Raw genomic sequence first — 26,676 nt, 5'->3', positions numbered from 1 at the left:
TATCCTTTATATAATTAACAATTTCATCTTTTAAAATATCGTTTAAAGTGCTATAATTTTTCATGGAAAAAGTCCTCTGGTATTTAGTTATTTTTGCCAATTTAATTATACCATTTTTGAGGTCTTTTTTCACTTATATAAGACACAAAACCCAGGTATTTCTACCTGGATATTTTTTTATCATTTTTACCCTTTATTAAAAAATGGGGAAACACAAACAATTTTATAATTTTTTTTGTCTTTTTTTGGGATTGAAAAATGCCCTTTTCTTTGGGCATCTTTCTTTTACTTTTTTATTCTCTTATCCAATTCAAAGCTTGCCAGCATAATTACTCTTTTACAGCCTTGACATTCTAGCTTTAAATCTGCACCAGCACGAATAATTTTCCATTCATTAGAACCACATACATGTGGCTTTTTTGTCTTAACAATTTGATTTAGTTCATACATTATAGTGGCCTCTCCTTTATCTTAGCGAAGGCTCTTGGATATTTCTTTGGAGTCTCCTTTATCTTTTTAATAATTAAAATATCACGCGCGCCTGCGTTATCTGGTAATTCTAAAGAAATTACCTTTTCTAATTTGCCACCTAAAGTGTCGATTGCTTTTTTAGCCTCTTCTAGCTCATCTTTTCCGCCTTGACCCTTCATCGCAATAAAAGAACCACCAACCCTAACAAGTGGTAAGCATAGCTCAGATAAAACATTTAATCTCGCTACAGCTCTAGCAGTAACATAATCAAAGGATTCTCTTTTTTCTTTCGCAAAATCCTCAGCTCTTTGATGTAGTGCTAAAACATTTGTTAAACCTAGTTCACCAACTAAATCATTTAAAAACTTAATTCTCTTATTTAAAGCGTCAATTATAGTTACTTTTGCATTAGAAGATACAATAGCTAAAGGGATAGATGGAAATCCTGCTCCACTACCCACATCACATAAAGTAAACTCTTTAGATAAATCGAGTGCCCTTACAATCATTAAAGAATCTAAAAAATGCTTATTATAAACCTCATCATGCTCTGTAATTGCAGTTAAATTCATAACCTCATTCACAGCTACTAGCCTCTTATAATAAGCATCAAACTTAAAAGAAGCTTCCTCTGTTAATTCAATATTTAATTTTTTAAGCTCCTCTTTAAAGTTCATCTACATTCTCCTTAATTTTTCAACATAAACAACTAATACAGAAATATCTGCTGGATTAACACCAGAAATACGAGAAGCCTGACCAATAGTAAGTGGTCTTACCTTCTTTAGCTTCTCTCTTGCCTCTAGGGCAATATTATCTACTAAATCATAATCAATATCTGAAGGAATTAGCTTAGCCTCATAGCTTTTCATTCTTGCAGCTTGATCATATGCCTTACGGATATAGCCTTCATACTTAAAGCTAATTTCAACCTGCTCTAATACCTCATCGATATCATCATAATCTATATTAAATTCTAACCCTTGCTCCTTAAGCATAGTTAAAATATGCTTATAAGTAACCTCTGGTCTTTTTAAAATTGCAGAAGCTGGTAAGCTTTCTGTCAATGGTGCAGAGCCTAAAGACTCTAAAATAGGATCTGCAAATTGCTGCTTAATCTTATTTTCCATAAAGAAGGTCTTTGTATCTTCAATAGCTTTAAGCTTCTTTTCAAATCTCTCATATTGCTTATTAGAAATAAGACCAACCTCAAAGCCTTTCTTTCTTAATCTTAAATCCGCATTATCATGTCTTAATAATAATCGGAATTCACTTCTTGAAGTAAGTAATCTATAAGGCTCTTTAGTTCCCTTCGTAACTAAATCATCAATCATTAAGCCAATGTATGCCTCATCTCTACCTAATATTAATGGTTTTTTACCTAATACCTTTAAACCAGCATTAATACCAGCCATAAGTCCTTGACCTGCAGCCTCCTCATAGCCAGATGTACCATTAATCTGTCCAGCAGTAAATAAGCCCTTTACAAGCTTAGTTTCAAGACTTGGCCATAGCTCAAGTGGGTCAATCGCATCATATTCAATTGCATATGCATAACGGATAACCTCACAATCCTTTAAGCCTGGAAGTAATCTGATCATTTGATCTTGTACCTCTACTGGCATAGATGTAGAAAAGCCTTGAATATACTCTTGGTCAATTTCTAAGGATTCTGGTTCATAAAATATTTGATGTCTTTCTTTATCAGAAAATCTAACAACCTTATCCTCAATAGATGGACAGTATCTAGGTCCAATACCCTCAACAACTCCACCATACATTGCTGATTTATCTAAATTAGCACGAATTAAATTATGAATTTCTTCATTTGTATATGCTAAATAACATGGTGCTTTTACTCCTGTTAAGGATTCATAGCCCTTATCAAAGCTAAAATGCCAAGTGATTTCATCACCATTTTCTACACTAACCTTAGAAAAATCTATAGTAGATGCTTTAATTCTAGCTGGAGTTCCGGTTTTTAATCTTTGAATGGTAAAGCCCATTCTTCTTAAGGCAGCTGAAATTCCTTTAGATGTTCTTTGGCCATCAGGACCTTCCTTGCTTGTCCAATGACCTCTTAAAATTCTAGAATCTAAATATGTACCAGTCGTTAAAACAACAGCTTTAGCCATAATCTTATCGCCATTTTCTAGCATAATGCCAGAAACACTATCCCCATCCGTTAAGATATCTTCTACAATACCTTCAACTAAATCAAGGTTTTCAACAGTCTCTAAATGCTTATGCATTTCTCTAGCGTAAAGTAATTTATCGCACTGAAATCTTAAAGCCCAAACTGCAGGACCCTTACTACGATTTAGCATTTTGGTTTGGATTTGGCAAAGGTCTGCATTTTTACCCATATATCCACCAAGTGCATCAATCTCACGTACGACTACGCCCTTTGCAGGTCCACCAATGGATGGATTACATGGCATAGATGCCGTCATATTTAAATTTCCAGTGGCAAGTAAGGTTTTAAGCCCCATATTGGCTGCTGCCATTGCAGCCTCACAGCCTGCATGACCTGCCCCTACAACAATAACATCATACATATTTAAACAACTCCTTAACAAAGTTCCTATTTATAATACCACTTTTCATTTTTATAAACAACAAAAGATTTTATGTAACCTCTTCCGTTAAAGAAAGATTAGTAATCGATGCCATATAAATGCTTCCATGAACCATTAAAAATAATTTATGATGGGATAAATCAATTCTTACAACAACATCACAAATAGTTTTTATATGTCCCTTATAATAATAGGATATATAAATAGCTTCCTTTCGTAAATAGGATTTATATAAAATGACATCCATTTCACTTCTATCTTCCTCACAAATTTTTGGAAATTTTTCCCTTGCTATAAATTCATCCGTAGATACAATAGCCTCCTTTAAGCCCTTTAAGGCATCAAAAGCTAAATATCTTGAAGCCTTTTTATTCTCCATTATGTCCTCCTATACACTGATTTCTATAGATTAAGGTGGATTTTTCATATAATGCAGTTCCAGGTAATATAGAATTATTACCAAAACGATTATGAATATCTCCAATTGTTTTAGATAAATTTATGTATTTCTTATCTTCCATATGGAATAAGGATAACTGTCTTATACCTATAGCTTCAATTCCAAATAAGGAAATGCCAACACACCTTATTTGTCCTTCATAAACATATTTAAAATATAGTTCCTTTAATATCTTCTGAATGGATATAAAATCTCTTAACCTATATTCAAAGGAAACACTTTTAGCTACTCCTCCAAGCTCCATATTATGGTTATATCCAACATAAAAGGATAACCCCTTCGCATCGATATTATTCATACACATTTGAATTGTAATTAAATATGTCATTTCAAGAAGTGGTATCCATGCCTCTTCCTTAGAATAATCAGTAAATAATATTTGGCTTTTAGAAATACTTTTATTTATTGGCTTATATTCCTTAACCATAGATAAGCTAACATCCTCTTTACCAAATGCGTGATTACGCATTTCTTCACCAAGTATGCCAAATTCTTTTTTTAATAATCCTATTGGTGCTTCAGCAATCCCTCTCATTGTATAAATACCAAGCCTAGCTAAATGACTACTAATTCCACCCGCAATCATCCAAAAATCCGTAATCGGCTTATGATCCCAAAGCTTATTCCTAAAGCCTTCTTCTGTTAAATAATAATATCCATTATTTTTCTTAGCTAATATATCTAAAGAGATTTTAGCTAAATACATGTTATCTCCAGCTCCACAAGTAGAATATAAATGAAGCTCTTCTTTAATCGTATTCATTATTTTTAAAGCCATAGCCTTAGGCGTACCATAGCTTTTAACATAATCATCTATTTTTAAGAAGGATTCATCAATACTATAAACTAGGCAGTCTTCACCACTTACAAACCTTAAAAAGATTTCATGAATTCTTTTGGCATATAAAATATAATATTTCATTCTAGGCTTAGCCCTAATAAAGAAAATATCCTTTGGAATATCAAATAAGCGACATCTAGATTTAACACCATAAGCCTTTAATGCTGGAGTTGCTGCCATAACTAAAGCGCCATCCCCTCTTCTATCATCTACAACAGCTAAAGGAATAGTTAAAGGATTTAGTCCTCTTACCTCACATTCAACAGACGCAAAGAAGCTTCTCATATCAATACATAAATACATACCTCCACCTCCATAGGAAGTATATTTATATATTTGACATAATCGATGTCAATTTTATAAAAAAATAAAAAAAAGCGACCGAAGTCGCTTTGATTATTAATTTGCTTTTAAAACACCCTTTAGATAAGTAACTAAATCCTCTGTTCTAAAGCCATAAGTTTCATAAATATCATCAATTGGCATTGAAGCACCAAATGTATCAATACCCTTAACGATATCTGCATATTTATACCAAGACATAGTAGCACCCATTTCTACAGCTACCTTTCTTAAATTCTTTGGTAAAATTGCTTCCTTATATTCATCACTTTGCTTATCAAATAAGAACTGAGAAGGCATAGAAACAACAGTTGCATAAACCTTCTTTGAATCTAAGATTTTAGCAGCTTCAATACATGCAGCAAGCTCAGTACCACAAGAAATGATTACATTCTTTGCTGGTTTTGATGGAGTATATACAACATATGCACCCTTCTTTGCTTCTTCTGCATTAGTACAATCTAAGTTTAATACAGCCTGACGAGAGGATGTAATAACTGTTGGATATGTATTCTTACCAAATGCCTGTAATAATGCACTTGTCATTTCAACTGAATCTGCAGGACGAACTGTATTTAGATTTGGAGTTGAACGGAACATAGTTAACTGTTCAATTGGCTGGTGAGTTGGACCATCCTCTCCTACACATACAGAATCGTGAGAGAAGAAAAATAAGGATGGTAAATGCATTAAAGCAGCAAGTCTTACGGCTGGCTTTAAATAATCTGCAAATACGAAGAATCCACTACAATATCCTCTTAATCCACCATGAAGTGTAATACCATTTGTAATGGCAGCCATAGAGAATTCACGAACACCAAAACGGATGTTTCTTCCTAAAGGATTGGATGGACCATAATTACCATCTGCACCCTTAACCATTGTGGAGGAGCATAAATCTGCAGAACCACCAACAATATTTGGAAGCTCAGTAGATAACCAATCGATAACCTTACCCATTACCTTACGAGTAGATTCTTTAGTTCCTGGAGTCCATGTAGGCATTGTATCGAAATCATCAATTTCAAATGTTTCATCCATGAAATTTAAGAATTCCGCATACTCTGATGTGTAATCCTGTGAATAGATAGATAATAATTCATTCCAATCAGAATCTGCACGATATCCTCTTTCCTTAACATTTGCTGAATAATATGCCTTAACCTCATCAGGGAATGTTAATTCAGGCTCATCCTCATATTCTAAATTATTTCTTAATACATTAATATCTTCTTTACTCATTGGCTTTCCATGAATAGAGGATTCACCACTATTTGGAGCACCATAACCAATAGTTGTCTTAATTTCAATAATTGTTGGCTTACCAGTATTCTTCTTTGCTTCTTTGATTGCTTCATCAATTTCATCTACATCATTGCCATCATTAACCTTTAAATACTGCCATCCTAAAGCCTCAAACTTCATTTGAGTATTATCAGATGTAGCCAAAGAAACCTCACCATCTAATTGAATATCATTAGAATCATATAAAACAATTAACTTACCTAAGCCTAAATGACCAGCTAAGGACATTGCTTCATAAGCAACACCCTCCTGTAAATCACCATCACCACATAGTACATAAGTATAGTGATTAACAATATCTAGATTTGGCTTATTAAATTTAGCTGCTAAATAGCTTTCAGCAATTGCTAAACCAACACTCGTTGCAACACCCTGTCCTAATGGACCAGTTGTAATTTCAACACCAGATGTAAAACCATATTCTGGATGACCAGGAGTACGGCTTCCCTTCTGACGGAAATTCTTTAAATCATCTACTGTAATATCAAAGCCAGATAAATGTAATGTCATATAAAGTAAAGTAGAACCATGACCTGCAGATAATACGAAACGGTCACGATTAAACCACTTTTCATCCTCTGGATTTACATTAATATGTCTAGTATATAATGTATGAACGATTGGTGCAGCACCTAAAACAATACCAGGATGACCACTCTTTGCCTTTGTAATCATCTCTGCACCAAATACTCTTAACGCATTTATGCATTTTGTATCTATAGCTTTCATTATAAAACCCCTTTGTCTGCTATATATTATTCTTCTTTAGAAGCTTCTTCTGAGCTAGCTTCTTCTTTACCCTCTTCAACAGTAGCCTCTTCAACTGCTTCTACAGCAGGTGCTTCTTCTACTTTTTCTTCAACTACTTCTTCAGCTGCTTCCTCAGCTGCTGGCTCTTCAACTGCCTCTTCAGTAGGAGCATCTAAAGCTTCATTCTCAGTAGTTTCTTCTGCATCTTCAGCTGGATATAGATTTTCAAAATACTGATCCATATAAGCCTTTTGCTGATCAATTAAGGAATTGAATTCCTCTTCGCCAAAGAAATCAACAATCTGCTGACGGCTCTTTACATTTTCTTCTGCAATCTTTTTCTTTGTTACTGAATTTGAAACAATCATTACAATGAATAATGCAATTAATACACCAATGATTACCCAAGAGCCCCAATCACCTAAATATTTAGATAAAACTAAGGATAATACGCAAAGTACAACTGCTAAAATCATTAATGGATAAATAATGAAACGAGAGAATTTCTTAGAAATTGCATCTGTAACATCCCAAAATGCTAGCCATACCTTATTAACAGCAGAACCATACAATGGTTTAACTGCTTCATAATATCCTTCTTCAATATATAATCTATAGTTTGAACCATCTACAGAAGTCCATACAGCAAACTGTCCTTTTCCTAAAACATACTCATCTTTTACTCCTTCAAGATCATTCATTAGGAATACTTCTACAGAGCGGCCATCGCAATCCTGTACCTCTACTGGAGTTTTTCCTTCTGCGACCTCATAAAGCTTTGGATTAATTTTCATAACGTCACCTTATATCTTTTAGATATCCTTTCAAAAAAATCTAATTTATTATAGCATAAACGAATACAAAATAAAAGTGGAAAACCAATTATGGTTTCCCACTATGTTATCGGAAATTATTACTTCCAGCCAAATATTGCACTAAAGAATTTTACAAAGAAATTATTTTCATATAAAACCTTTGAAATTCTAAACTTATCTGGGTTATCTAATTGCATATCTACTCTTAACCAATTGTTAACACCAGATAACCATTCCCAATTTTGACTTACAATTAAATTGATTAATGCAAATAATCCAGTTAATATTGCAAAATAAATACCAACATATAAAACAACACCTAATACACCATCAATAACCTTAATAGCAGTATAGCTTCTTAAATTCTTTGTGATAATCTTTAAAATTAAAAGTAATAAAAGACCAACAACGACAATACCTACGAATGCAATACCATTCATTATCCAAGTTGTTAATGTTGTAGCAACAGTGTTTACTGCTTCAGTTGGATCTGGATTACCCATTGCATTGGCGAATAATTGTGTCATCCAAGATGGAATTCCTGTTGCTGCAGAAATGACATCCGCACAGGTCTTTCCTTCTGTTCCACCTAATCTTTCAGAAATGTTATTTGCAAAACTAGATTCAATTTGTGTGAATAACTTTCCACCATGGAACCAAGCTGCAACCTGTGTACAGAAGAAAAATGCAAATATAAGAATTGCAATTACTCCAACGAAGGATAGCATTTTATTCATAAATCCCTTCTTGAAACCAAGAAGAATATTTATTAAGGCAAAAACTACAATAAGTACATCTAATAGTCCTGTAAAACCCCAATCCATACCATAACCTCCTTCGAACTTATTATACCATAATATAATATAAGTTCATAAAAATTTAAAGGCATTTTCATATTTTTGTCAAGAATATTTTAGTGTATAATATCTATGGTGATGAAAATGGAACAACTTGAATTATTTCAACAACAAATGAAAATATATAATATAGATGCTTACATCATTCCAACAGGAGACTTCCATAATAGTGAATATGTAAGTGATTATTTTAAAGGAAGAGAATGGTTATCTGGCTTTACTGGTTCTGCTGGTACTCTTCTTGTAACTATTGATAATGCCTATTTATGGACAGATGGTAGATATTTCATTCAGGCTCAAGAAGAAATTGAAGGAAATGGAATCACCCTAATGAAAATGGGTGAGGATAAAACCTTAGAGGAATTCTTAATTGAATTCATGAAAGATAAAAGCACTCTTGCCTTTGATGGTAGAGTATTACCTGCAAGCCAAGTAATATCCTTAAAGGAAAAGCTTCCAAATAAATCCTTTGTTACAGACATTGATTTAGTTGGTAATGTATGGAAGGAAAGACCAAAGCTTCCTTATTCATTAATCTATAAATTAGATAAGCTATTTACTGGTACAGTATATAAAGAAAAGCTTGAAATGATTCGTGAGGAAATGAAAGAAAAGGGCGCAGATTACCATATTCTATCTTCCTTAGAGGATCAAGCTTGGCTTTATAACCTAAGAGCGAATGATGTTACTCATACTCCAGTATTCTTAGCCTATACTATCATATCCTTTGAAGGTGTAACATTATATGTTGACCCTACAAAAATTGATTATTCTGTAGATAAATACTTAAATGAAAATGATATTCATACAAAGGGTTATTTTGATATTTATTCCACTTTAAAAACATTAAGAGGTAAGAAAATTTTAATGAATTTAAATAAAGTAAATTATCAAATATATGAACAAACCTATCAATTAAATGAAATCATAAATAGTGAAGATCCATCTTCCTTATTAAAGGCAATCAAAAATCCTACAGAAATCGAAAACATAAAAAAAGCACACATCCGTGATGGTGTTGCTATGACAAAGTTTATGTATTATTTAAAAACAGGATTCCAAGAAGGCCAAGAAATGAGTGAAATTTCTGTATCAGATTACTTAGAGGAATTAAGAAGAGCCGATAAGGGATTAGTAGATTTATCCTTTAATACAATTTGTGGATTTAAAGAACATGCAGCAATGATGCATTATTCTGCTACTCCTGAATCCAATTATAAAATTAAAGGAAATGGCTTCTTACTTGTAGATTCTGGTGGACACTATTTGGAGGGTACAACAGATATCACAAGAACATTCGCACTTGGAAGTATTTCAAATGAAATGAAAAAACATTTCACAACTGTATTAAAATCAAATATTAACCTTTCTATGGCAGTATTTTTAAAGGGCTGTACAGGAGTAACCCTAGATGTATTAGCTAGAGGACCTATTTGGCAGCTTGAAATGGATTATAAATGTGGTACAGGTCATGGTGTTGGATATTTGCTTTCTGTACATGAAGGACCTAATAGCTTCCGCTGGAAGGATGTACCTGGTAGAGCGAAATCCCATGAATTCATTCCTGGAATGGTTACAACAAATGAACCAGGTATCTATATTAAAGATAAATATGGTATTCGTATTGAAAATGAAATGGTTTGTGTTGAAAAATCAACAAATGAATATGGTACATTCCTAGGATTTGAAACCATAACCTATTGTCCAATTGATTTAGATGCAATTCAAAAGAATTTATTAAGCCAAGCCGAAAAGGATTGGTTAAATGATTACCATGAAATGGTATTTAAAAAGATTTCTCCATTCTTAAGTAAAGAAGAAAAAGAATGGTTAAAGGATTACACAAAGAAAATATAAAAAAATAAGGGACACAAGTGAGATTTTTCAGCAGTCTCACACAAGTCCCTTTTTTATGCTTCTTCTTTTACTTTAATTGATTCATTTAATACATAGCACAATTCATTTTTAATAAAGCATGGTATTTTTGTACCCTTTTTAAGCTTCTCATAATCATCTAAATTACAAGGTACCTTTAACTGATGAGTTTCTCCAGATAATCCCTTATAGGATACAATAACATAATAAAATGACATAATAGACCAAGCTACACCATAGCCTTCTACTATGCAAAATGACTTGTTTTCTTCACACTCAAGCTTTTCTAAAATAGACTTTCTTACTGTAAAATAAATAGCCTGAAATAAAAAAACAGCAGGTACTACTAGGCATATTAGCAATATAGTTCTTACGATTTCATTAGGATAATGTAGTCCTGCATATAGGATTACAGCAAAAACAAAAGCCCAAAAATAATATAATGCTATGGTTAAACCATCAGGTTGTCTTTTCATATTCTCCTCCCATAATAAAAAAAGCGCCTTAACCACAACATCGCCAGCTTAAGGCTGCTACCTTCCGATCCTGACCTGGTTCACCTTAAATGCTTGGTTAAGGACGCTTATAATTCTAGCATAATGGTTTAAGAATTGCAAGATTTTTTCATACGTAGTTCCTTAAAAAAATCAGTAATTAGCTTACCACATTCTTCTTCCATAAATCCGCCTTTAATATCTACTTGATGATTAAATTTTACATCAAATAAATATGTAATGGATTTATGAGCTCCAAAGCGATAATCATATGCTCCATAAATGACCTTTTTAATTCTCGATTGTATTATTGCACCACTACACATACAGCAAGGCTCTAGGGTAATATACATAATCGAGTCCTCAAGCCTCCATGAATTTAATTTTTTACATGCTTTAGAGATTGCAAGTATTTCCGCATGAGCTAATGCAGATTCTCTTTTTTCTCTTTCATTATGTGCTCTTGCAATAATCTTATCCTGATATACAATGACACAGCCTATTGGTACTTCATCAATTAAATAGGCCTTTTTGGCTTCTTTAATTGCTTCTTTCATATAATATTCATCATTTTTTATCATGGTATAGTACCGTATGACAGCATCTACATCTTGCTTCATAGGATTCCTTTTCTCCAACTAAAATAATAGGATCATCATAATATGCAGGCTTGCCATTAATGATTCTTTGTGTCTTTGTAGCTTCTTCTCCACAGCATACACAAATAGCTGTAATTTTCATTACATCCTCTGCAACAGCTAAAATAGAACCAATAATACCAAATGGCTCTCCTCTAAAATCTGTATCTAATCCTCCACAAATAACTCTATATCCTTCATTTGCTAAAGCTACAATATCATTAAAAAAGGATGGATCAAAAAATTGTACCTCATCAATTACAATCGCTTGTGTTTCAGGTTTTAGGCTTGCTCTTAAATCGCTCGCATTTCTAATTGCCACTGCATGAACAGATTTCTTATTATGGCTTACAACATCTGTAAAAGAATAACGATTATCAATAACTGGTTTAAAAACCATATAATTTTTATGAGCATAATCCATTCTTCTTACTCTTCTAATAAGCTCTTCTGTTTTTCCTGCAAACATTGGGCCAACGATTGCTTCAATCCAGCCCTTCTTTCCTTCATAATAATTCATAATGCCATACTCCTTAATTACATTAAGTATATCATAAAAGGAACCTAAAGGTTCCTTGAAAATAAATGAAAGAAAAAAGGAGTCCTTATGGACTCCATTTACTCTATTACTTCTTATCTAAACCGTAGCGCTTATTGAACTTGTCAACTCTACCATCTGCCTGAGTAAATGCCTGCTTACCAGTAAAGAATGGATGACAATTTGAGCAAGTATCAACACGGATCTCATCTAATACAGATCCTGTTTCAAATGTTGCGCCGCATGTAGTACAAGTGACAGTAACTGTCTTATAATTTGGATGAATATTATTCTTCATGTCTACATTACACTCCTTCCGCCATGACTGACTTAATGTCATAGAAAGTCCCTAGTATTGTAACATAACGATTTTTAAATTGCAACACCTAAAATTATTTTTTACTAATTCTTGAAAGTAATGTCTCTTCTGGTGTTAAAAGCTTATGTAAAAGCTTCTCCTCACTTGATGTTAATTCGTTATCTACACACATGATTACTAAGCCTAAAGTGGCAACATCATTCTGTAAATCCTCAGGCATTTTTTGAGTAACTGTTGCCATCTTTTTAACAAAAGCCTCATCATATGCTTCACCAACAAGCTTTTTGAAACGAATCTCAGAGAAATTTGTTTCAAATGCTCTATTGAAAAGATCTCTTTCTCTATAATCACAGTCTGCATCTGCAGCAACAAATAAACGGAAATAATAAATTACAAAGTTCTCTGCCTTTTCCTTATCTAGTCCCATCTTCATTGCATATCTTTCAATTCTAGTTTTTGCCATTCTAGCCATTGTAATACGCTGAAGAGGAGTCATACTCATCATATTACGAATAAGATTATCTAATTCATTACGCATTTTAACCACCCCAAATTTTACCTTTATTTAGATTATATTACATATAATGTGCTGAAACAAGAAAAAAGAAAAAATCCGGTTACCCGGATTTCATCATTTAGAAATGTATAAATGCGCCTGCTGTAGATGTTGTAGGTACAACTGCACCTGGTACATAAGCGATTAACATATTATATGTGTCAGGGAAGAATGAGAAAATAACTACTACTGCTAATAAAATATAGAAAATTAGACGAATAATAATATTTCTCTTAATTGTACATTCAAAGCCTTCAACAGCAACTAATACTAATAAGCCCCAATATCTAACATATGCAAAAATATTTCTTAAAACTTCTGGTAAGAAAACAAAGTTTGTATCAATGATATAAACGGCCCAAATAGCAATAACTAAAAATGCGATAATCTCGCCTAGAAAATCAAATACCTTTTCTAATTGTAATCTAAATTCCTTCATTTTTATTTATCCTCCTTATTAGATATTTATATTATACCCTTGTTATTATCAAATCACAAATAATTTTGTTATTAAATGATTATTTCTGTTCGAAATGACAATTTTTTGAAATTAATAATATCATTTATTACACAATGTGTATAAGAAAATACATAAATTGGATAAAAATGCTGAACTTTATATTAAACTGGAATTTCTATTGTTGCAGCTCTATCTAAGGCATCTTTGCCATTTTCTCCATTTAAAATATGGATTACTGCTTCTTTAAGCTGTGCTTTATAAATAGAAGCATTCTTAAATGTTTTTGTAAAATAGAAATCATCAACCATTAAAGATGAAATCATAGCTGCAGTAGATTGGTAAGTCATTGAAGATAAATATTGAGCATACTCTGGAATTAAATATGTGCTTACCTTAGTTGGATTTAATCCGCTTTCCATAGAGAATGTCCCTTGGAAGCCTGAATCCTCTAAGCATTTAATAAATTCCCAAGTCATAAGCTTTCTTTCTTCACTATTTTGTAATTCTGTTTGAAACATTACAAGCTCATAACCAGTATATAAAGTAGATCTATTATAGTTACCATTTTTCATTGTTCCAGGTAATGTTGAAATACCTAAAGTGAAATCTTCTGTCTCATAATATGATGCACCACTAGATGAGCCAATAACAAAACAAGCACCACCCTTTTCAGGTGTCTTCTTTAATAGACTAGATGTATAACCACCATAGGTTGACATTGTTGCCAATAAATAATTATCGTAGTATGGTTGTAATTTTTCTAATACTTCTGCTGCACCAGTTGCATTAAATGCTACATATGGTGCTTCATCTTTAGAAAAATCAAAGCCATTTTGTTTTAATAAATTTAAAGCTAAATTAGATTCAGAATCTATTCCTAAAGGAGTTGAATATGGATAATAGTTTTGAACGATAGAGCATGCTTCAAATAATTCATCCCATGTAGTTGGAGTCTTTACTTTGCCAGATTCATCTACATAACCTGCTTCCTTTAATGCAGTTAAATTCATAAATAAAACATCACTAGACTTTACGAATGGCATAGAAAGCCTATCCCCATCTTTAAAGCCAAACTCATCTGAACCCAAGAAGTTTTCTGCAAGACCTTCATTAAAATATGCAGGTACAAAATCTAAAATATCTTCACTAGAATATCCAATAGGATTATTATTTAATGTACCCTTAGCATTTAAATAATCATTAATATTTACAACACGCTTTGAATCATATGCAATATTGAATAAATCATCTCTATATAATAAGGCTAAATCTACCTTACTATCCATAATATCAGATACAAATGAATCTCCTTTAAACTCATATTCAATATCCCAAGATGGATATTTTTCTTTAAATGCTTCTTTAGCTTGATCTATTATTTCAGTGTATCTATCTCCATAATTATGATAAAAATGAATTGTTTTATCATCCTTATCTCCTTTAAAGCTATCTGTAGATAAATCAAGAGATAAATCGAGTGGCTCTACTACTACTGGATTGGTTGTTGTAGGAGTTGGAGCTACAGTTGTTGTTTCTGGCATTGTTGTTGTAGGAACTTCAGTAGTTGTAGCTGTTGTAGTCTCCTTAGTTTCTGTAGTGGTTTCAATAGTTGTAGTTTCTTTAGTTTTTGTTGTTGTGGTTGCATCTCCACAAGATGCTAAGCTTGCTATTGCAAGTGTAGCAACTAGACCTTCAAATAATCTCTTTCTCATGTTTACTCTCCTCTTATTAATCTTTATAATCTAAGGCTAATCCGCCTTTAGATGTCTCCCTATAGCCTATGGCTAGATCTTTTCCAGTATCTAGCATAGTTTTACAAATATGGTCAAAGGATATTTTAGCATCCTTTGCCAAAAGCTCTGATGCAAGCATATACGCATCCATTGCTCTTAAGGATGCTACTGCATTTCTTTCAATACAAGGAATCTGTACATATCCCTTTACAGGATCACAGGTTAAACCTAGGTGATGCTCTAAAGCAATTTCTGCAGATCTTTGAATAATATCAATATCACTTTTGTTAATATAAGCTAAGAAGGCTGCAGCCATACAGCATGCACTACCAACCTCTGCTTGACATCCTGCAACAGCTCCACTAATGGATGCATTTGTTCGTATTAAATTCCCTATTAATGCAGCTACCTTTAGTCCATTAATAATATCTTTTCTTTTATATTTCTTTGTATCTAAAGAAACCTTTAATACTGCAGGTAATACACCAGATGCTCCACAAGTAGGTGCTGTAACTATTACTCCACCCGATGCATTTTCTTCACTTACTGCGTAAGCATAGGAAATAGCTTTTTTTCTTTTTATATCTGATGATTTTGCTTTAGGATATAAATCCATTGCTTTTCTTTTAATATTTAATGGTCCAGGAAGATATCCTTCCTTTTTTAATCCTCTATCTATAGATTCAAGCATTACCTTTAATACTAGATTTAAATATTCATCTACATTCTCATAAGAATCTACATATTCTGCTAAATCTATATTATGGTTAACGCAATAATCTCTAATCTCTTTAAAGCTATTTTCTTTATATATTTCTTCTTCAATCTTATTTTTTCCATCAAAAATAACATCGCCACCACCAATAGATATAGCTTCCATATAATATTCTTGTGCCTTTGAATCATAGCCATAAAATTCCATAGTGTTTGGATGCTTAACCTCTTTTAATGAATCAAAGATAATATCACATTTTATATCTTTAAATGTTTCTTTAATTATGTAATCTGTTAAGTGGCCTTTTCCAGTTAATGCTAAAGAGCCATAAAGATAAACCTTAACATAGCTTAAATTTGGATATCTTCTTAAGAATTCTAAGGCTGCTCTTTTGGGTGCCATTGTATGGCTTGAGGATGGACCATTACCAATTTTAAATATATCCTTTATTGTTTTAATAATAATCCCTCCTATCATATAAAAAATGCCTAAAAATTAGACATTTTTTAAAACAATAATATTTTATTAAAAAGGTACTTTTTATTCAATATACAAACAAATAGGATATTGTCTATTATAGATTATGCAAAATATCTATTCTTTCTTTAGGATTCTCTGCATTACATACATAAGAACCAGATACAGCTAAATCTACATAAGGGGAAATTAATGGTGCTGTACTATCTTTAATACCACCATCAATATTAATTAAATAAGAATAATTATTCTTTTCCTTTAATTCCTTTAAAGCTTTAACCTTATCAATAGAATCCATCATAAAGGATTGTCCACCAAAGCCTGGTTCAACACTCATAACTAATACCATATCTACTAAAGGTAAATATTCTAATATATCTTCTACTTTTGTTTTAGGTTTAATTGAAATACCTGCTTTAACTCCATAGGATTTAATTAAATCAATTGTTTTTTTGATATCACAATCCGCTTCTACATGGAATGTAATATATTGGCTACCCGCATCTACAAATTGCTTAATATAATTTTGTGGATGCATAATCATTAAATGAGTATCAAATGGCTTATCTGTAATTTTTCTAATAGCTTTTACAAATGCTGGTCCAATAGAAATATTTGGCACAAATTCACCATCCATAATATCCATATGAACATAATCTGTAATTTCTAAGGCATCATGTAAGGATGATTCCATATTTGCAAAATCTGCAGTTAATATTGATAAAGATACTTTCATTTTTTTAATATCTCCTTATACATTTTATTATAAGATTCATATCTAGATCTTAATATTTTATTACTATCTACAGCAAGATGTATTCCACACCCTTTTATACCCTCTGTATGATTACAATCTCTAAATTTACAAGTATAACCATTAAAATCTATGAATAAGGATGCAAGTTCATCCTTAGATATACCTAATACATCTAATTTAGAAAATCCTGGAGTATCTCCAATAAATCCACCTAAATATGGGTATAGGCTTGTTTCCCTTGTGGTATGCTTACCTCTACCTAAGGCTTGACTAATCTCTTGAGTTTTAAGGGAGAAGCCTGGTACAACCGCATTAATTAAAGTAGATTTACCTGCACCTGTTTGACCAGATAATACAGTAATCTTACCTCTTAATACCTCTCTTACATCATCAATACCCTTATTATGCTTAGAATCTACATATAATACCTTATATCCCATATTCTCATAATAGGATAGCTTAGATTTAAGTTCAAAGAACTCATTATCATTTAGCTTATCTATTTTAGATATAACAATTACTGGTGTAATATTTTGTTTTAAAATATTCACCAAGAATAAATCCAAAAGATAAAAAGAGAAATCTGGTTCTTTTGCGGCGAATACCAAAAGAATTTGATCTACATTCGCAATATCTGGACGAACCATTTCATTCTTTCTTTCTAAATAATGATCAATCATTCCATTTTCTATAACACCAACATCTCCAACCTTTGGTGTGTTTTTTACTGTGGTTAATACTTCCTTTTTACTTAAGGATTTTTCATTTACCATATATTTCTTTTCATATCTAAGCTTTCCTCTTGCCTTAACAGATATGATAGAGCCATCCTCAAGTAAAACCTTATATACTCCACCGCATAAATTTAAGATTCTACCCTTTTGCATCAAGCACCTTCTATTTCATATGTTTACTTCTTAATTGTCCACAAGCAGCATCAATGTCTCCACCCTGTTCTTTTCTTAGCTGTACATTGACTCCTCTTTTATATAAGCGATCATAAAATGCTCTCATTGTATCCTCTTTAGATCTCTTATAAGGCTTTTCTAATACCTCATTATAAGGTATCAAATTTACATATATATTTTCTTTACCAATTAAATCTGCAAGCAAATCTGCACATTCCTTAGTATCATTTATATCTCTTAATAAAATATATTCAAATGTAACTCTTCTACCTGTTTTAGAAATATAATATTTTACTGCATCCATTAATTCTTCTAAAGGATATCTTTTATTAATTGGCATAATTTGATTTCTTATTTCATTTGTAGGTGCATGTAAGCTTATAGCTAAATTTACCTGTAAATCAAAGCTTGCATATTCCTTAATCTTAGGAACTAGTCCACAAGTAGAAACAGTAATATGTCTAGCACCTATTTCAATTCCTTTGGCATTATTAATAATCTTTAAGAAATTGATAACATTATCATAATTATCAAAAGGCTCACCAATTCCCATAACAACGACATGGGATACTCTAACCTCAGCTAATTTTGCAACCGAGATAACCTGTAATACCATTTCGGATGTTTCTAGGTTTCTTAATTTCTTTTTCATACCAGATGCACAAAATACGCATCCCATATTACAGCCTACTTCGCTTGTTACACATACAGAATATCCATAATTATGATTCATTAATACAGTTTCAATTAAATTACCATCTGCTAACTCAAATAAAAATTTTTGAGTACCATCATTAGATATTTGTCTTGTTACGCATTTTAAAGAATCAATAACGAAATTCTCCTCTAAATGGGCTATGAACTTTTTACTAATATTTGTCATTTGTGAAAAAGAATCTATATTATGACGATAAAACCATTCCATCATTTGAGATGCTCTAAATGGCTTTTCTCCCATATTCACTAAATATTCCTTCCACATATCCTCTGTAAAGTTATAAATACTCTGCATATATTTCACCTAATTTCTGTAAATATTATACACTTAAGCATATTTTTTTAAAAGATGCAAATACTTAGACAATAATTCAAATTTTTAAAAAGAGCTTTAGTTTGACTAAAGCCCTAATTAATTTAAGCTATATATGCACTAGAATCCTCTAGCTCTGGTAATAATACCTGAAGCGTACTACCTTCTGGATAAGATGCTATATTAGATTCTGAAGGGATATGCGTTGCATGACGCCAGCTATTTCCTGCATCCTCCATTATTCCTTTAGATACCAAGAAGAAATCATAAAGAATAGTTCCTTGGTCATCCCATGTCACATCTACTCCATACCATTTACCATCGATTTGTGTGTAATTCCATGCATGTCCACCTATAGTAGTACTTCCTGCATATCCAACTACAGTAATGGTATTGATTCCAACTAAACGAGATAAGTATAAGTATACCTTAGCATAGCATTCACAAACACCACCAGTATTTGGATTTTGATCGATAAAGCCAACAATATTATGTGCCCATGCTTCATCAGATGGAGTTTTTCCATCTTCTTCATACTGATAATATAAATTATTCGCAATATAATCATGAATATATTTTGCTTTAGATACATCTGTAGATAAATTACTAGATAAATATCCCCTTGTGAAATCCTCTTCCATATCCTTTAGCTTATCATTAATATCTTTTCTTGCTGCATAAGTATAATAAGTAGAATCCAATACTAAATAAACTCCATTGCCATAGAATATACTATCCGATACAAAATAGAATTGTGGATTATTATCTATAAAATAGTTTGCAATTCCCCAAGCTACTTCATCCGATATATTATTAGAATAATGTGCTTCTGCAACTAATACTTGACTATTACCATTCCAATTTGGAGTGTAATTTGATGTAGAATTAAACATTTCCATACATCCTTCATATAAGCTATCTAATATGCCCTTTATATCATCATTATAAGAATTATAATAATCATCCTCTGTGAAGGTTTTATATTCATAAGTTTTTGTATAATCTGTTACTAAAGAATTATAATAAATATCTCCACATTCTAGACATTCATGTACTATATAAGAATGACCTAAAGAATTTGTCTCTTCATATTCATCATAATTATGACCTAAAGCTTCCATAGAATGTGTAGTTCTATTTAACTCAATACCACAATTCTTACAATAAGTAACAGAATCATATGTTCCACTATTTGTACAAGTTGCAGTTACATTTTCAACTTTAGGTGTATCTTCTTCATGATCCTCATTACTAAATGTAATATCATTATTAGAATCTAAATAGAAGCTATTACATTTTGATAAGCTCTTATCTAAATATTTAATATGTGTAAAATTGATACCTGAATTAGTAATAGAAATATTATTCCATTCTTCTTTTGTCCCCATATAGCATATAGTAGCATTAGAATTCACTGCATTTAATCCAATACTATCTATAGATTTAGGTAAAACTAAAGTTAAATTTTCTTTATCACTAAATGCATTATCTTCTATTTTTGAAACATTATATCTATGATCTCCATCCGAATAATATTCTGGAACAATAATAGAACCACTAGATGTATCTGAAGTAACTATATAGGATTTATTTTCTGTATCTACATTAAATACTAAAGAATCAGATGCAAGAGTATAAGAAAAATAATCCTCTTGGTCTACCTTTAATGCACCAACCTTGGATTGTTTTACTATATTACCATCCTTTATTAAAGAAACATGAGCATCTAAATAAGCACTACTATAATCCTCTAAAGGTATATCTAATAAGGTATATACAACAAAACGTGTATATGGGTGATCCCCATCCTCATCTTCAAGCTCATTTGCGTAAGTAATGACTCCACCATTAGTAATACCTGTATAGGTAGTAGTTACAGTATAATCCTTCTTTGCAAGTACATTTAGATAATCTCCACTTGAATCATATAAGCTTCTAGACCATACTGCAGAATCATAATCTTGCGAATCTATTGCACAAACATAACGAATAGAAATCTTTGTGCCATCAGAGCTTAATGCACTTTGATAACCAATCTTAGGGGCATAATAATCATTACTTAAGCTTACTAATTTGTTTTCATTTTTAAAGCTTAATGCTCCTAGAGATTTGCCAAATATTTCATCATGAGATTCTGTACTTTCTATAAGTATTTCTTCTTTTTTATGATTATTAAAAAAAGGAATAGTAAATACGCTAGCTAAAGCGATACTTCCTAAGGCAATTGGTATTATTTTTTTCATATTATCCACCAATCCTTTCTCCATCATCATCAAATATTTCACCAAGAATATCTTTATTAGACATCGCAATTACATCAAAAAGCTCTAATATTTCTTCTTTTATATTTGGTATTTCATATATTTTCTTTTCCATTGTTTTCCTCCTTAAAACCAAGTAACTTGATTCCAATCATTCTTTGGTGTTTCTTTAAATGTTGCAATAAAAGAAAAATCTCCATCTAAAGAATCATCTTTCACAAATCCTGTAAATTCATAATTAAATTCATCATCAGAAGGCTTTATAGGAACATCTCCACTATATATAGCATCCTCTTCCTTTTCTACTTTAAAAGATATGATTAATTCATAATCATAATTATAGAAAGCTGCTGTATATGGTAATTCTTTTATAGTTGTTGTAATTGTTTCTATATCCATAGTTGAGGTATCAACTATAATAGTGTTCGTTGTTGTCTTGATATTACTATTACAACTAGATAAAGAAGCAATTGCTAATCCCATTATAGATAATAAAACTATCTTCCTCATAGAAACACCTCCTCGTAGTATTAGTATATTATATTGGAAAAAAGAAGAAAAGTTAAAATATCAAAATATAACTCTTAGAATTTAAAAATGGAACCGTTTTGGTTCCATTTCATATTATCTTAGCTTTGCACCAATCTCACGATCAAGACGGTTTAATACCTGGCTAATAACTTTATCTACCTCTTCTGTAGCTAAAGTCTTAGTTGGGTCTTCAAATGTCATAGTGAAGGCGATAGATTTTTCATCACTACCTACATTTTCACCTGTATATACGTCGAAGATATCAATATTTGTTAAATACTTTCTTGCAGTTTGCTTAACTAAAGTTAAGATTTGTTCTGCAGAAATATCCTTCTTAACAACGATAGCTAAATCTCTTGTAACAGATGGGAATTTATTAATTGGATGATATTTTAATCCATTATTCTCATTTAATAATTCTGCTAAATCCATCTCAAATGCAACAGTACCTGCGACATCATGTGCTTTTGCAAACTTAGGATGTAATTCACCTAATACACCAATTTGCTTACCATTATGCATTAACCTAGCGCATCTACCTGGGTGGAATGCTTCAATTCCACTATATGGCTCATATGTTACATGGAAGTTAAGCTTTTCAAATAAATCATCTACAATACCCTTAAGTAAATAGAATTCAGCTACTTGCTTTTGTCCCTTCCATAAATGAGATTCAAATAAACCATTTAGGGCAATACCTAAATGTAGGTCTTCTGTAGTCGCAGTATGAACATTTGCAATTTCAAAGAATGCTAAATTCTCATTCTTTCTTGCTTTGTTATAAGCTATTGCATCAACAACACCATTTAATACAGATTCTCTCATGACTGCCTTATCCTCAGTCATTGGCATTAATAGACGAATTGGTTCTTCTACATGCTCTAAATAATAACCTAACTCTGCTTCTGAAATTAAGGAATAAGAAACAATTTCATTTAAACCAAGTGAAGATAAAATCTGACGAATTAATCTAGCTCTCTTTTGAGCATAGGTTAATGCTCCCTTGTCTCTTGTTGCTGCAATAGTTGTTGGAATATTATTATATCCATACATTCTTGCAACATCCTCAATAATATCTTGTACAGATGGTTCTAAGTCCATTCTTCTTGAAGGTAATTTAATTGTATATGTATTATCCTTCTTAGTAAAATCATATGCTAAACGATTGAATAAATCATTAATGTAGCTATCCTCTAAGCTTGTACCTAATACCTTATTAATCTTTTCTGTTGTAATAGATACATATTTAGGCTCTATATCAACCTTAACATCTCTTGCAACACCATCATAAATTTCAGCTCCAGCAAGCTCTTGCATTAGCTGAGCAGCATAATCAAGTGCTCTTTCTACTCTGTCATAATCAATCTTACGCTCAAATCTTGTAGAGGATTCACTCTTAAGACCAATCTTAGTAGATGTTCTTCTAATAGATAGTGGATCAAAGTATGCAGCCTCAAGTACGATATTTACTGTGTTATCATCTACTTCAGTAGATAATCCACCCATTACACCGGCAACACATACTGCATTCTTGCCATCCGTAATTACAATATCCTCACTATTTAATTCTCTTTCCTGATCATCTAATGTCTTAAGCTTTTCATTATCATATGCCTGACGAACTACAATTGTATTTCCAAGCTTATCTGCATCAAATGCGTGAAGTGGCTGGCCCATTTCCATTAATACAAAGTTTGTAATATCTACAACATTATTAATAGGACGAATACCAGATGCAATTAATCTTGCCTTCATCCACTGTGGAGAAGGAGCGATCTTAACATTAGCTAAATATCTAGCATTATACTTATAGCACTTATCTGTTTCAACCTTAACAGTTAGAGGATTCTTCTTTTTGGATACCTCAAATTCAGCTGTAACAGGGAATACCTTTTGATTTAATACAGCACCTAAATCATATGCGACACCCTCAATAGATAATAAATCACTTCTATTGGATGTTAATTCTAAATCAATAACTGTATCATCAAATCCTAATGCCTCTAGTGGATTAGAGCCTACTTCTACATCATCATTAAATAGATAAATACCATTCTTGAATTCATCATCTACATATTTTTCTTCAATACCTAATTCCTGTAAGCTACATAGCATACCATTAGATTCAACACCACGAATCTTAGATGGCTTAATCTTAAAATCACCAGGTAATACAGCACCAGGTAGTGCAACAATTACCTTCTTACCAGCTTCTACATTAGGTGCACCACAAACGATTTGGGATACCTCACCAGGCTTAACCTCAACCTGGCATACATGTAGGTGGTCAGAATCTGGATGCATAACACATTCCTTAACTAAGCCAACACTTAAATTTGTAGCCTCTACCATCTTTTTATAGGATTCAATTTCATTAATATGGAAATTGATTAGCTGGAATAATTCTTCATCAGTATACTTAGATAAATCTAAATATTCACCTAACCAGTTCTTAGAAACCTTCATCTTACTTTACCTCCTTGAACTGATTTAAGAATCTGACATCATTCAAATAGAAATTACGGATGTCATCAATCTTATATTTCATCATAGTGATACGTTCAACACCAATACCAAATGCGAAGCCTTGGATTTCAGCAGGATCATATCCACTCATTCTTAATACATTATCATTTACCATGCCGGCACCTAATACCTCAATCCAACCAGTACCCTTGCATGTAGGACAGCCCTTACCACCACAAAGACCGCAGGAAACATCAACCTCAACAGATGGCTCTGTGAATGGGAAGAAGGATGGACGAAGACGAATATTTCTATCTTCTCCTAGCATACGTCTAAACATTTCAAGTAAGGCACCCTTTAAATCTCCTAAAGTAATATCCTTACCTAAAACTAAACCCTCACACTGCATGAACTGATGAGAGTGAGTTGCATCATCTGCATCTCTTCTATATACCTTACCAGGACAAATAATCTTAATAGGCTCGCCCTTTTTCTTTAGCATTTCTCTTACCTGAACTGGAGAAGTCTGGCTTCTTAATAATAATTCAGGATTAATATAGAAGGTATCCTGCATATCTCTTGCTGGATGACCCTTAGGTAAATTTAATTTTTCGAAGCAATATTCATCTGTTTCAATTTCAGGGCCTTCCGCAACAGTATATCCCATACCTACGAATAAATCCTCTAAATCCATAACTGTCTGCATTAAAGGATGAATTCCACCAACAGGAATCTTTACACCAGGAAGTGTAACATCAATTGTTTCACTTGCAAGCTTTTTCGCAATAATAGCTTCTTCAATTTGTTTTTTCTTTTCTTCAAATTTAGCCTCAAGCGCCTGCTTAATCTTATTTGATTTCATACCCATTTCCTTTTTAGCTTCAACGGATAAATCCTTCATTGTAGCCATAATAAGGGCAATAGGTCCCTTCTTACCTAAGAAGTTAGCCTTCTTTTGCTGTAATGTTTGTAAATCATTAACAGTAGATAATTCACTATCAGCTTCATCTAATACCTTATCTAATTCTTCTAACTGACTCATAGTTTTTCTCCTTTCAAAAATAAAAAAGTCCTTAAAGCTTACGCTCTAAGGACGAATGACCGTGGTACCACCTTAGTTCAAAGAATATAATATTCCTTGCACTCAATTACCTTAACGCGGCTTACGGGTGGGATTAGCACCATTCCGAAGGTGAACTCATAGCTTATCCCCTTAGATTACTTTCACCATTTGTAATCCTCTCTTAAAGGTCTTCTACTACCATGTCCTTCATCATCACTTTTATAATCATTGCTATTATACTCGATTAAGTATCCCTTTTCAAGTGGGGAAAGCTTTAATTCATTAACGATATTCTTTCCCATGAAGAGAATAAATATAATCCTCTATTTGTGGATTATCCTTCTTTAGTGCTACACCTAAAAGCCTTACTGCAATTTCTAGATCCTCTGCACTATACATAGGACAATCTCCAAATTCCTCATCCTCAAGCATTCTTATTGCTTCATCTAAATCATAAGTAAAATCATCTAGGATTAAGGAAATAATTACAATTAAATCGAAATCATAGAAATGCTCCTCTACCTTAGGGAATATATCCTCTGAATAATATCTATAGGAATAATACTTTCCAGAATAATTACAGAATTCATCTAGCTTCTTATTAAATAGATTCTTATATTCCTCAATATATTTATTTACAACCTTAGATATATTTGGAAATTCAACATGGGTATTTACAATTGCCTCAAGCTTATCTAAGAACTTATCACAATCAATTAATCGATTAATTTCCTTCTTTTTAAATAAGCCTTTAAAGAAATATTCCTCTGCCTCTGCCTTAATAGGAATATTTTTATTCTTTATTTCAGTAATAGATTTATATAAGGTTGCAGTTTTATTATTAAATAGATTTAATGATAATTCCTCACATAATGTTTTATATGCACTCTTATCACTTAAATTTGGAATAGTTATTTTATTATTACCTAAAGTTACAATTAATCCATAATTCATTTTATCTCTTGTGAATACCTCAAAAGCTTTATATAAATCTGGACCCTCTACCTTTAAATTATTAAAATATCTATCTAAATCATTCTTTAAGGCATTTGTCATATATAGTTCACGTATAGAATGCGTATTGAAGAATAAATCATCTACTGGCTTTATTCTATATGGCTTAAAGGAAGCTAGCTCCTCTTCACTATAATAATAAAAATAATCCTCTTCAATATCCTTAGGAACATCAAAATATTCCTTAAGCTTAATACGATCAACACCATGATCTAGGAAAAACATTTTTAAAATAGAAATAAGCTTATCCAGTAATAAATACTTTTCTACACTATTTTCTCTTTCTAGGTTTTCCTCTTCGGCATCAAATATAGCCTCTATATCATCATGGTGAATAACCTCACCACAATCGGAGCAAATAATATTTAACCCAAGCTCCTTTAAATTATAAGACATACATTTTGGACAGTAATGCTTCATT

27 protein-coding genes and 1 other RNA gene are annotated in these 26,676 nt (G+C 32.0%); 1 reads left to right on the top strand and 27 read right to left on the bottom strand.

The genetic code is table 11. The features are described from left to right. Positions 1–285: 285 nt before the first annotated feature. The 8 genes from EI71_RS06500 to EI71_RS06465 form a co-directional block, all read right to left on the bottom strand. Positions 286–450: a DUF951 domain-containing protein gene (locus EI71_RS06500; protein ID WP_119016445.1), complete on the bottom strand. Its 165-nt coding sequence runs from the start codon at positions 448–450 to the stop codon at positions 286–288. Next, positions 450–1,148 (bottom strand): 16S rRNA (guanine(527)-N(7))-methyltransferase RsmG, encoded by a 699-nt coding sequence (gene rsmG, locus EI71_RS06495; RefSeq protein ID WP_119016444.1) that lies wholly within the window; start codon positions 1,146–1,148, stop codon positions 450–452. Before rsmG ends, EI71_RS06500 begins: the two co-directional genes overlap by 1 nt. Beyond that, the gene (mnmG, locus tag EI71_RS06490; protein WP_119016443.1) at positions 1,149–3,029 is read right to left on the bottom strand and encodes a tRNA uridine-5-carboxymethylaminomethyl(34) synthesis enzyme MnmG; all 1,881 of its coding nucleotides are present in this window, start codon (positions 3,027–3,029) and stop codon (positions 1,149–1,151) included. 70 nt (positions 3,030–3,099) lie between these two features. Beyond that, the gene (locus tag EI71_RS06485) at positions 3,100–3,429 is read right to left on the bottom strand and encodes a hypothetical protein (RefSeq protein WP_119016442.1); all 330 of its coding nucleotides are present in this window, start codon (positions 3,427–3,429) and stop codon (positions 3,100–3,102) included. Then, complete coding sequence (locus EI71_RS06480) at positions 3,419–4,654, bottom strand: Y-family DNA polymerase (protein ID WP_119016441.1); 1,236 nt, start codon at positions 4,652–4,654, stop codon at positions 3,419–3,421. The genes EI71_RS06485 and EI71_RS06480 overlap by 11 nt, the downstream gene beginning before the upstream one ends. A 96-nt stretch (positions 4,655–4,750) precedes the next feature. After that, complete coding sequence (gene tkt / locus EI71_RS06475) at positions 4,751–6,727, bottom strand: transketolase (RefSeq protein ID WP_119016440.1); 1,977 nt, start codon at positions 6,725–6,727, stop codon at positions 4,751–4,753. A 26-nt stretch (positions 6,728–6,753) separates the two neighbouring features. Next, entirely contained in the window at positions 6,754–7,542 is a 789-nt protein-coding gene (locus EI71_RS06470) for a hypothetical protein (protein WP_119016439.1), read from the bottom strand. Between the two features lie 119 nt (positions 7,543–7,661). Continuing rightward, a complete protein-coding gene (locus tag EI71_RS06465; protein WP_119016438.1) occupies positions 7,662–8,387 on the bottom strand; it encodes a CvpA family protein in 726 nt (241 codons plus the stop codon). 117 nt (positions 8,388–8,504) lie between these two features. On the opposite strand from EI71_RS06465, the gene EI71_RS06460 reads away from it, so the two are divergent. Then, positions 8,505–10,277, top strand: coding sequence for an aminopeptidase P family protein (locus EI71_RS06460; protein ID WP_211321064.1), 1,773 nt, complete (start codon positions 8,505–8,507; stop codon positions 10,275–10,277). 53 nt (positions 10,278–10,330) lie between these two features. On the opposite strand, the gene EI71_RS06455 is transcribed toward EI71_RS06460, so the two are convergent. The 19 genes from EI71_RS06455 to EI71_RS06375 all read right to left on the bottom strand — a co-directional run bounded on the left by EI71_RS06455 (position 10,331) and on the right by EI71_RS06375 (position 26,675). Next, positions 10,331–10,771, bottom strand: a complete 441-nt coding sequence (locus EI71_RS06455) for a hypothetical protein (RefSeq protein WP_119016437.1) — start codon at positions 10,769–10,771, stop codon at positions 10,331–10,333. 17 nt (positions 10,772–10,788) lie between these two features. Continuing rightward, positions 10,789–10,881, bottom strand: an RNA gene (ffs, locus tag EI71_RS06450) — signal recognition particle sRNA small type. Between the two features lie 18 nt (positions 10,882–10,899). After that, complete coding sequence (locus EI71_RS06445; RefSeq protein WP_211321063.1) at positions 10,900–11,409, bottom strand: nucleoside deaminase; 510 nt, start codon at positions 11,407–11,409, stop codon at positions 10,900–10,902. After that, the gene (locus EI71_RS06440; RefSeq protein WP_162849840.1) at positions 11,357–11,947 is read right to left on the bottom strand and encodes a thymidine kinase; all 591 of its coding nucleotides are present in this window, start codon (positions 11,945–11,947) and stop codon (positions 11,357–11,359) included. Before EI71_RS06440 ends, EI71_RS06445 begins: the two co-directional genes overlap by 53 nt. 106 nt (positions 11,948–12,053) lie before the next feature. Next, entirely contained in the window at positions 12,054–12,263 is a 210-nt protein-coding gene (gene rpmE / locus EI71_RS06435; RefSeq protein WP_119016435.1) for a 50S ribosomal protein L31, read from the bottom strand. A 94-nt stretch (positions 12,264–12,357) separates the two neighbouring features. Beyond that, positions 12,358–12,822: a hypothetical protein gene (locus EI71_RS06430; protein ID WP_119016434.1), complete on the bottom strand. Its 465-nt coding sequence runs from the start codon at positions 12,820–12,822 to the stop codon at positions 12,358–12,360. A 97-nt stretch (positions 12,823–12,919) separates the two neighbouring features. Continuing rightward, positions 12,920–13,279 carry a hypothetical protein gene (locus tag EI71_RS06425; protein WP_119016433.1) on the bottom strand — a complete coding sequence of 120 codons (360 nt, stop codon included), beginning with the start codon at positions 13,277–13,279 and terminating at the stop codon, positions 12,920–12,922. A gap of 182 nt (positions 13,280–13,461) precedes the next feature. Further along, positions 13,462–15,012, bottom strand: coding sequence for an extracellular solute-binding protein (locus EI71_RS06420; protein WP_119016432.1), 1,551 nt, complete (start codon positions 15,010–15,012; stop codon positions 13,462–13,464). Positions 15,013–15,028: 16 nt separating this feature from the next. Further along, positions 15,029–16,225 (bottom strand): L-serine ammonia-lyase, iron-sulfur-dependent, subunit alpha, encoded by a 1,197-nt coding sequence (locus EI71_RS06415; protein WP_211321062.1) that lies wholly within the window; start codon positions 16,223–16,225, stop codon positions 15,029–15,031. A 97-nt stretch (positions 16,226–16,322) separates the two neighbouring features. Further along, on the bottom strand, positions 16,323–16,961 hold the full coding sequence (gene rpe / locus EI71_RS06410) for a ribulose-phosphate 3-epimerase (protein ID WP_119016431.1): 639 nt from the start codon (positions 16,959–16,961) through the stop codon (positions 16,323–16,325). Further along, positions 16,958–17,869: a ribosome small subunit-dependent GTPase A gene (gene rsgA / locus EI71_RS06405; RefSeq protein ID WP_162849839.1), complete on the bottom strand. Its 912-nt coding sequence runs from the start codon at positions 17,867–17,869 to the stop codon at positions 16,958–16,960. The genes rpe and rsgA overlap by 4 nt, the downstream gene beginning before the upstream one ends. A 10-nt stretch (positions 17,870–17,879) precedes the next feature. Beyond that, entirely contained in the window at positions 17,880–18,902 is a 1,023-nt protein-coding gene (rlmN, locus tag EI71_RS06400; protein WP_119016429.1) for a dual-specificity RNA methyltransferase RlmN, read from the bottom strand. A gap of 122 nt (positions 18,903–19,024) precedes the next feature. Beyond that, complete coding sequence (locus EI71_RS06395) at positions 19,025–21,163, bottom strand: transglutaminase domain-containing protein (protein ID WP_162849838.1); 2,139 nt, start codon at positions 21,161–21,163, stop codon at positions 19,025–19,027. A gap of 1 nt (position 21,164) precedes the next feature. After that, a complete protein-coding gene (locus EI71_RS10485; protein WP_281268649.1) occupies positions 21,165–21,296 on the bottom strand; it encodes a hypothetical protein in 132 nt (43 codons plus the stop codon). 11 nt (positions 21,297–21,307) lie between these two features. Then, the gene (locus tag EI71_RS06390) at positions 21,308–21,691 is read right to left on the bottom strand and encodes a hypothetical protein (RefSeq protein WP_119016427.1); all 384 of its coding nucleotides are present in this window, start codon (positions 21,689–21,691) and stop codon (positions 21,308–21,310) included. A gap of 114 nt (positions 21,692–21,805) precedes the next feature. Further along, entirely contained in the window at positions 21,806–24,178 is a 2,373-nt protein-coding gene (gene pheT / locus EI71_RS06385; protein WP_119016426.1) for a phenylalanine--tRNA ligase subunit beta, read from the bottom strand. A 1-nt stretch (position 24,179) separates the two neighbouring features. Continuing rightward, complete coding sequence (pheS, locus tag EI71_RS06380) at positions 24,180–25,220, bottom strand: phenylalanine--tRNA ligase subunit alpha (RefSeq protein ID WP_119016425.1); 1,041 nt, start codon at positions 25,218–25,220, stop codon at positions 24,180–24,182. A 182-nt stretch (positions 25,221–25,402) separates the two neighbouring features. Next, entirely contained in the window at positions 25,403–25,543 is a 141-nt protein-coding gene (locus tag EI71_RS10180) for a hypothetical protein (protein ID WP_162849837.1), read from the bottom strand. Then, a complete protein-coding gene (locus EI71_RS06375; RefSeq protein ID WP_119016424.1) occupies positions 25,524–26,675 on the bottom strand; it encodes a hypothetical protein in 1,152 nt (383 codons plus the stop codon). The genes EI71_RS10180 and EI71_RS06375 overlap by 20 nt, the downstream gene beginning before the upstream one ends. Position 26,676: the final 1 nt, after the last annotated feature.

This window comes from Anaeroplasma bactoclasticum (assembly GCF_003550015.1).
GTDB lineage: Bacteria > Bacillota_I > Bacilli_A > Acholeplasmatales > Anaeroplasmataceae > Anaeroplasma > Anaeroplasma bactoclasticum.
This window is presented reverse-complemented; position numbering and strand designations above follow the sequence as displayed.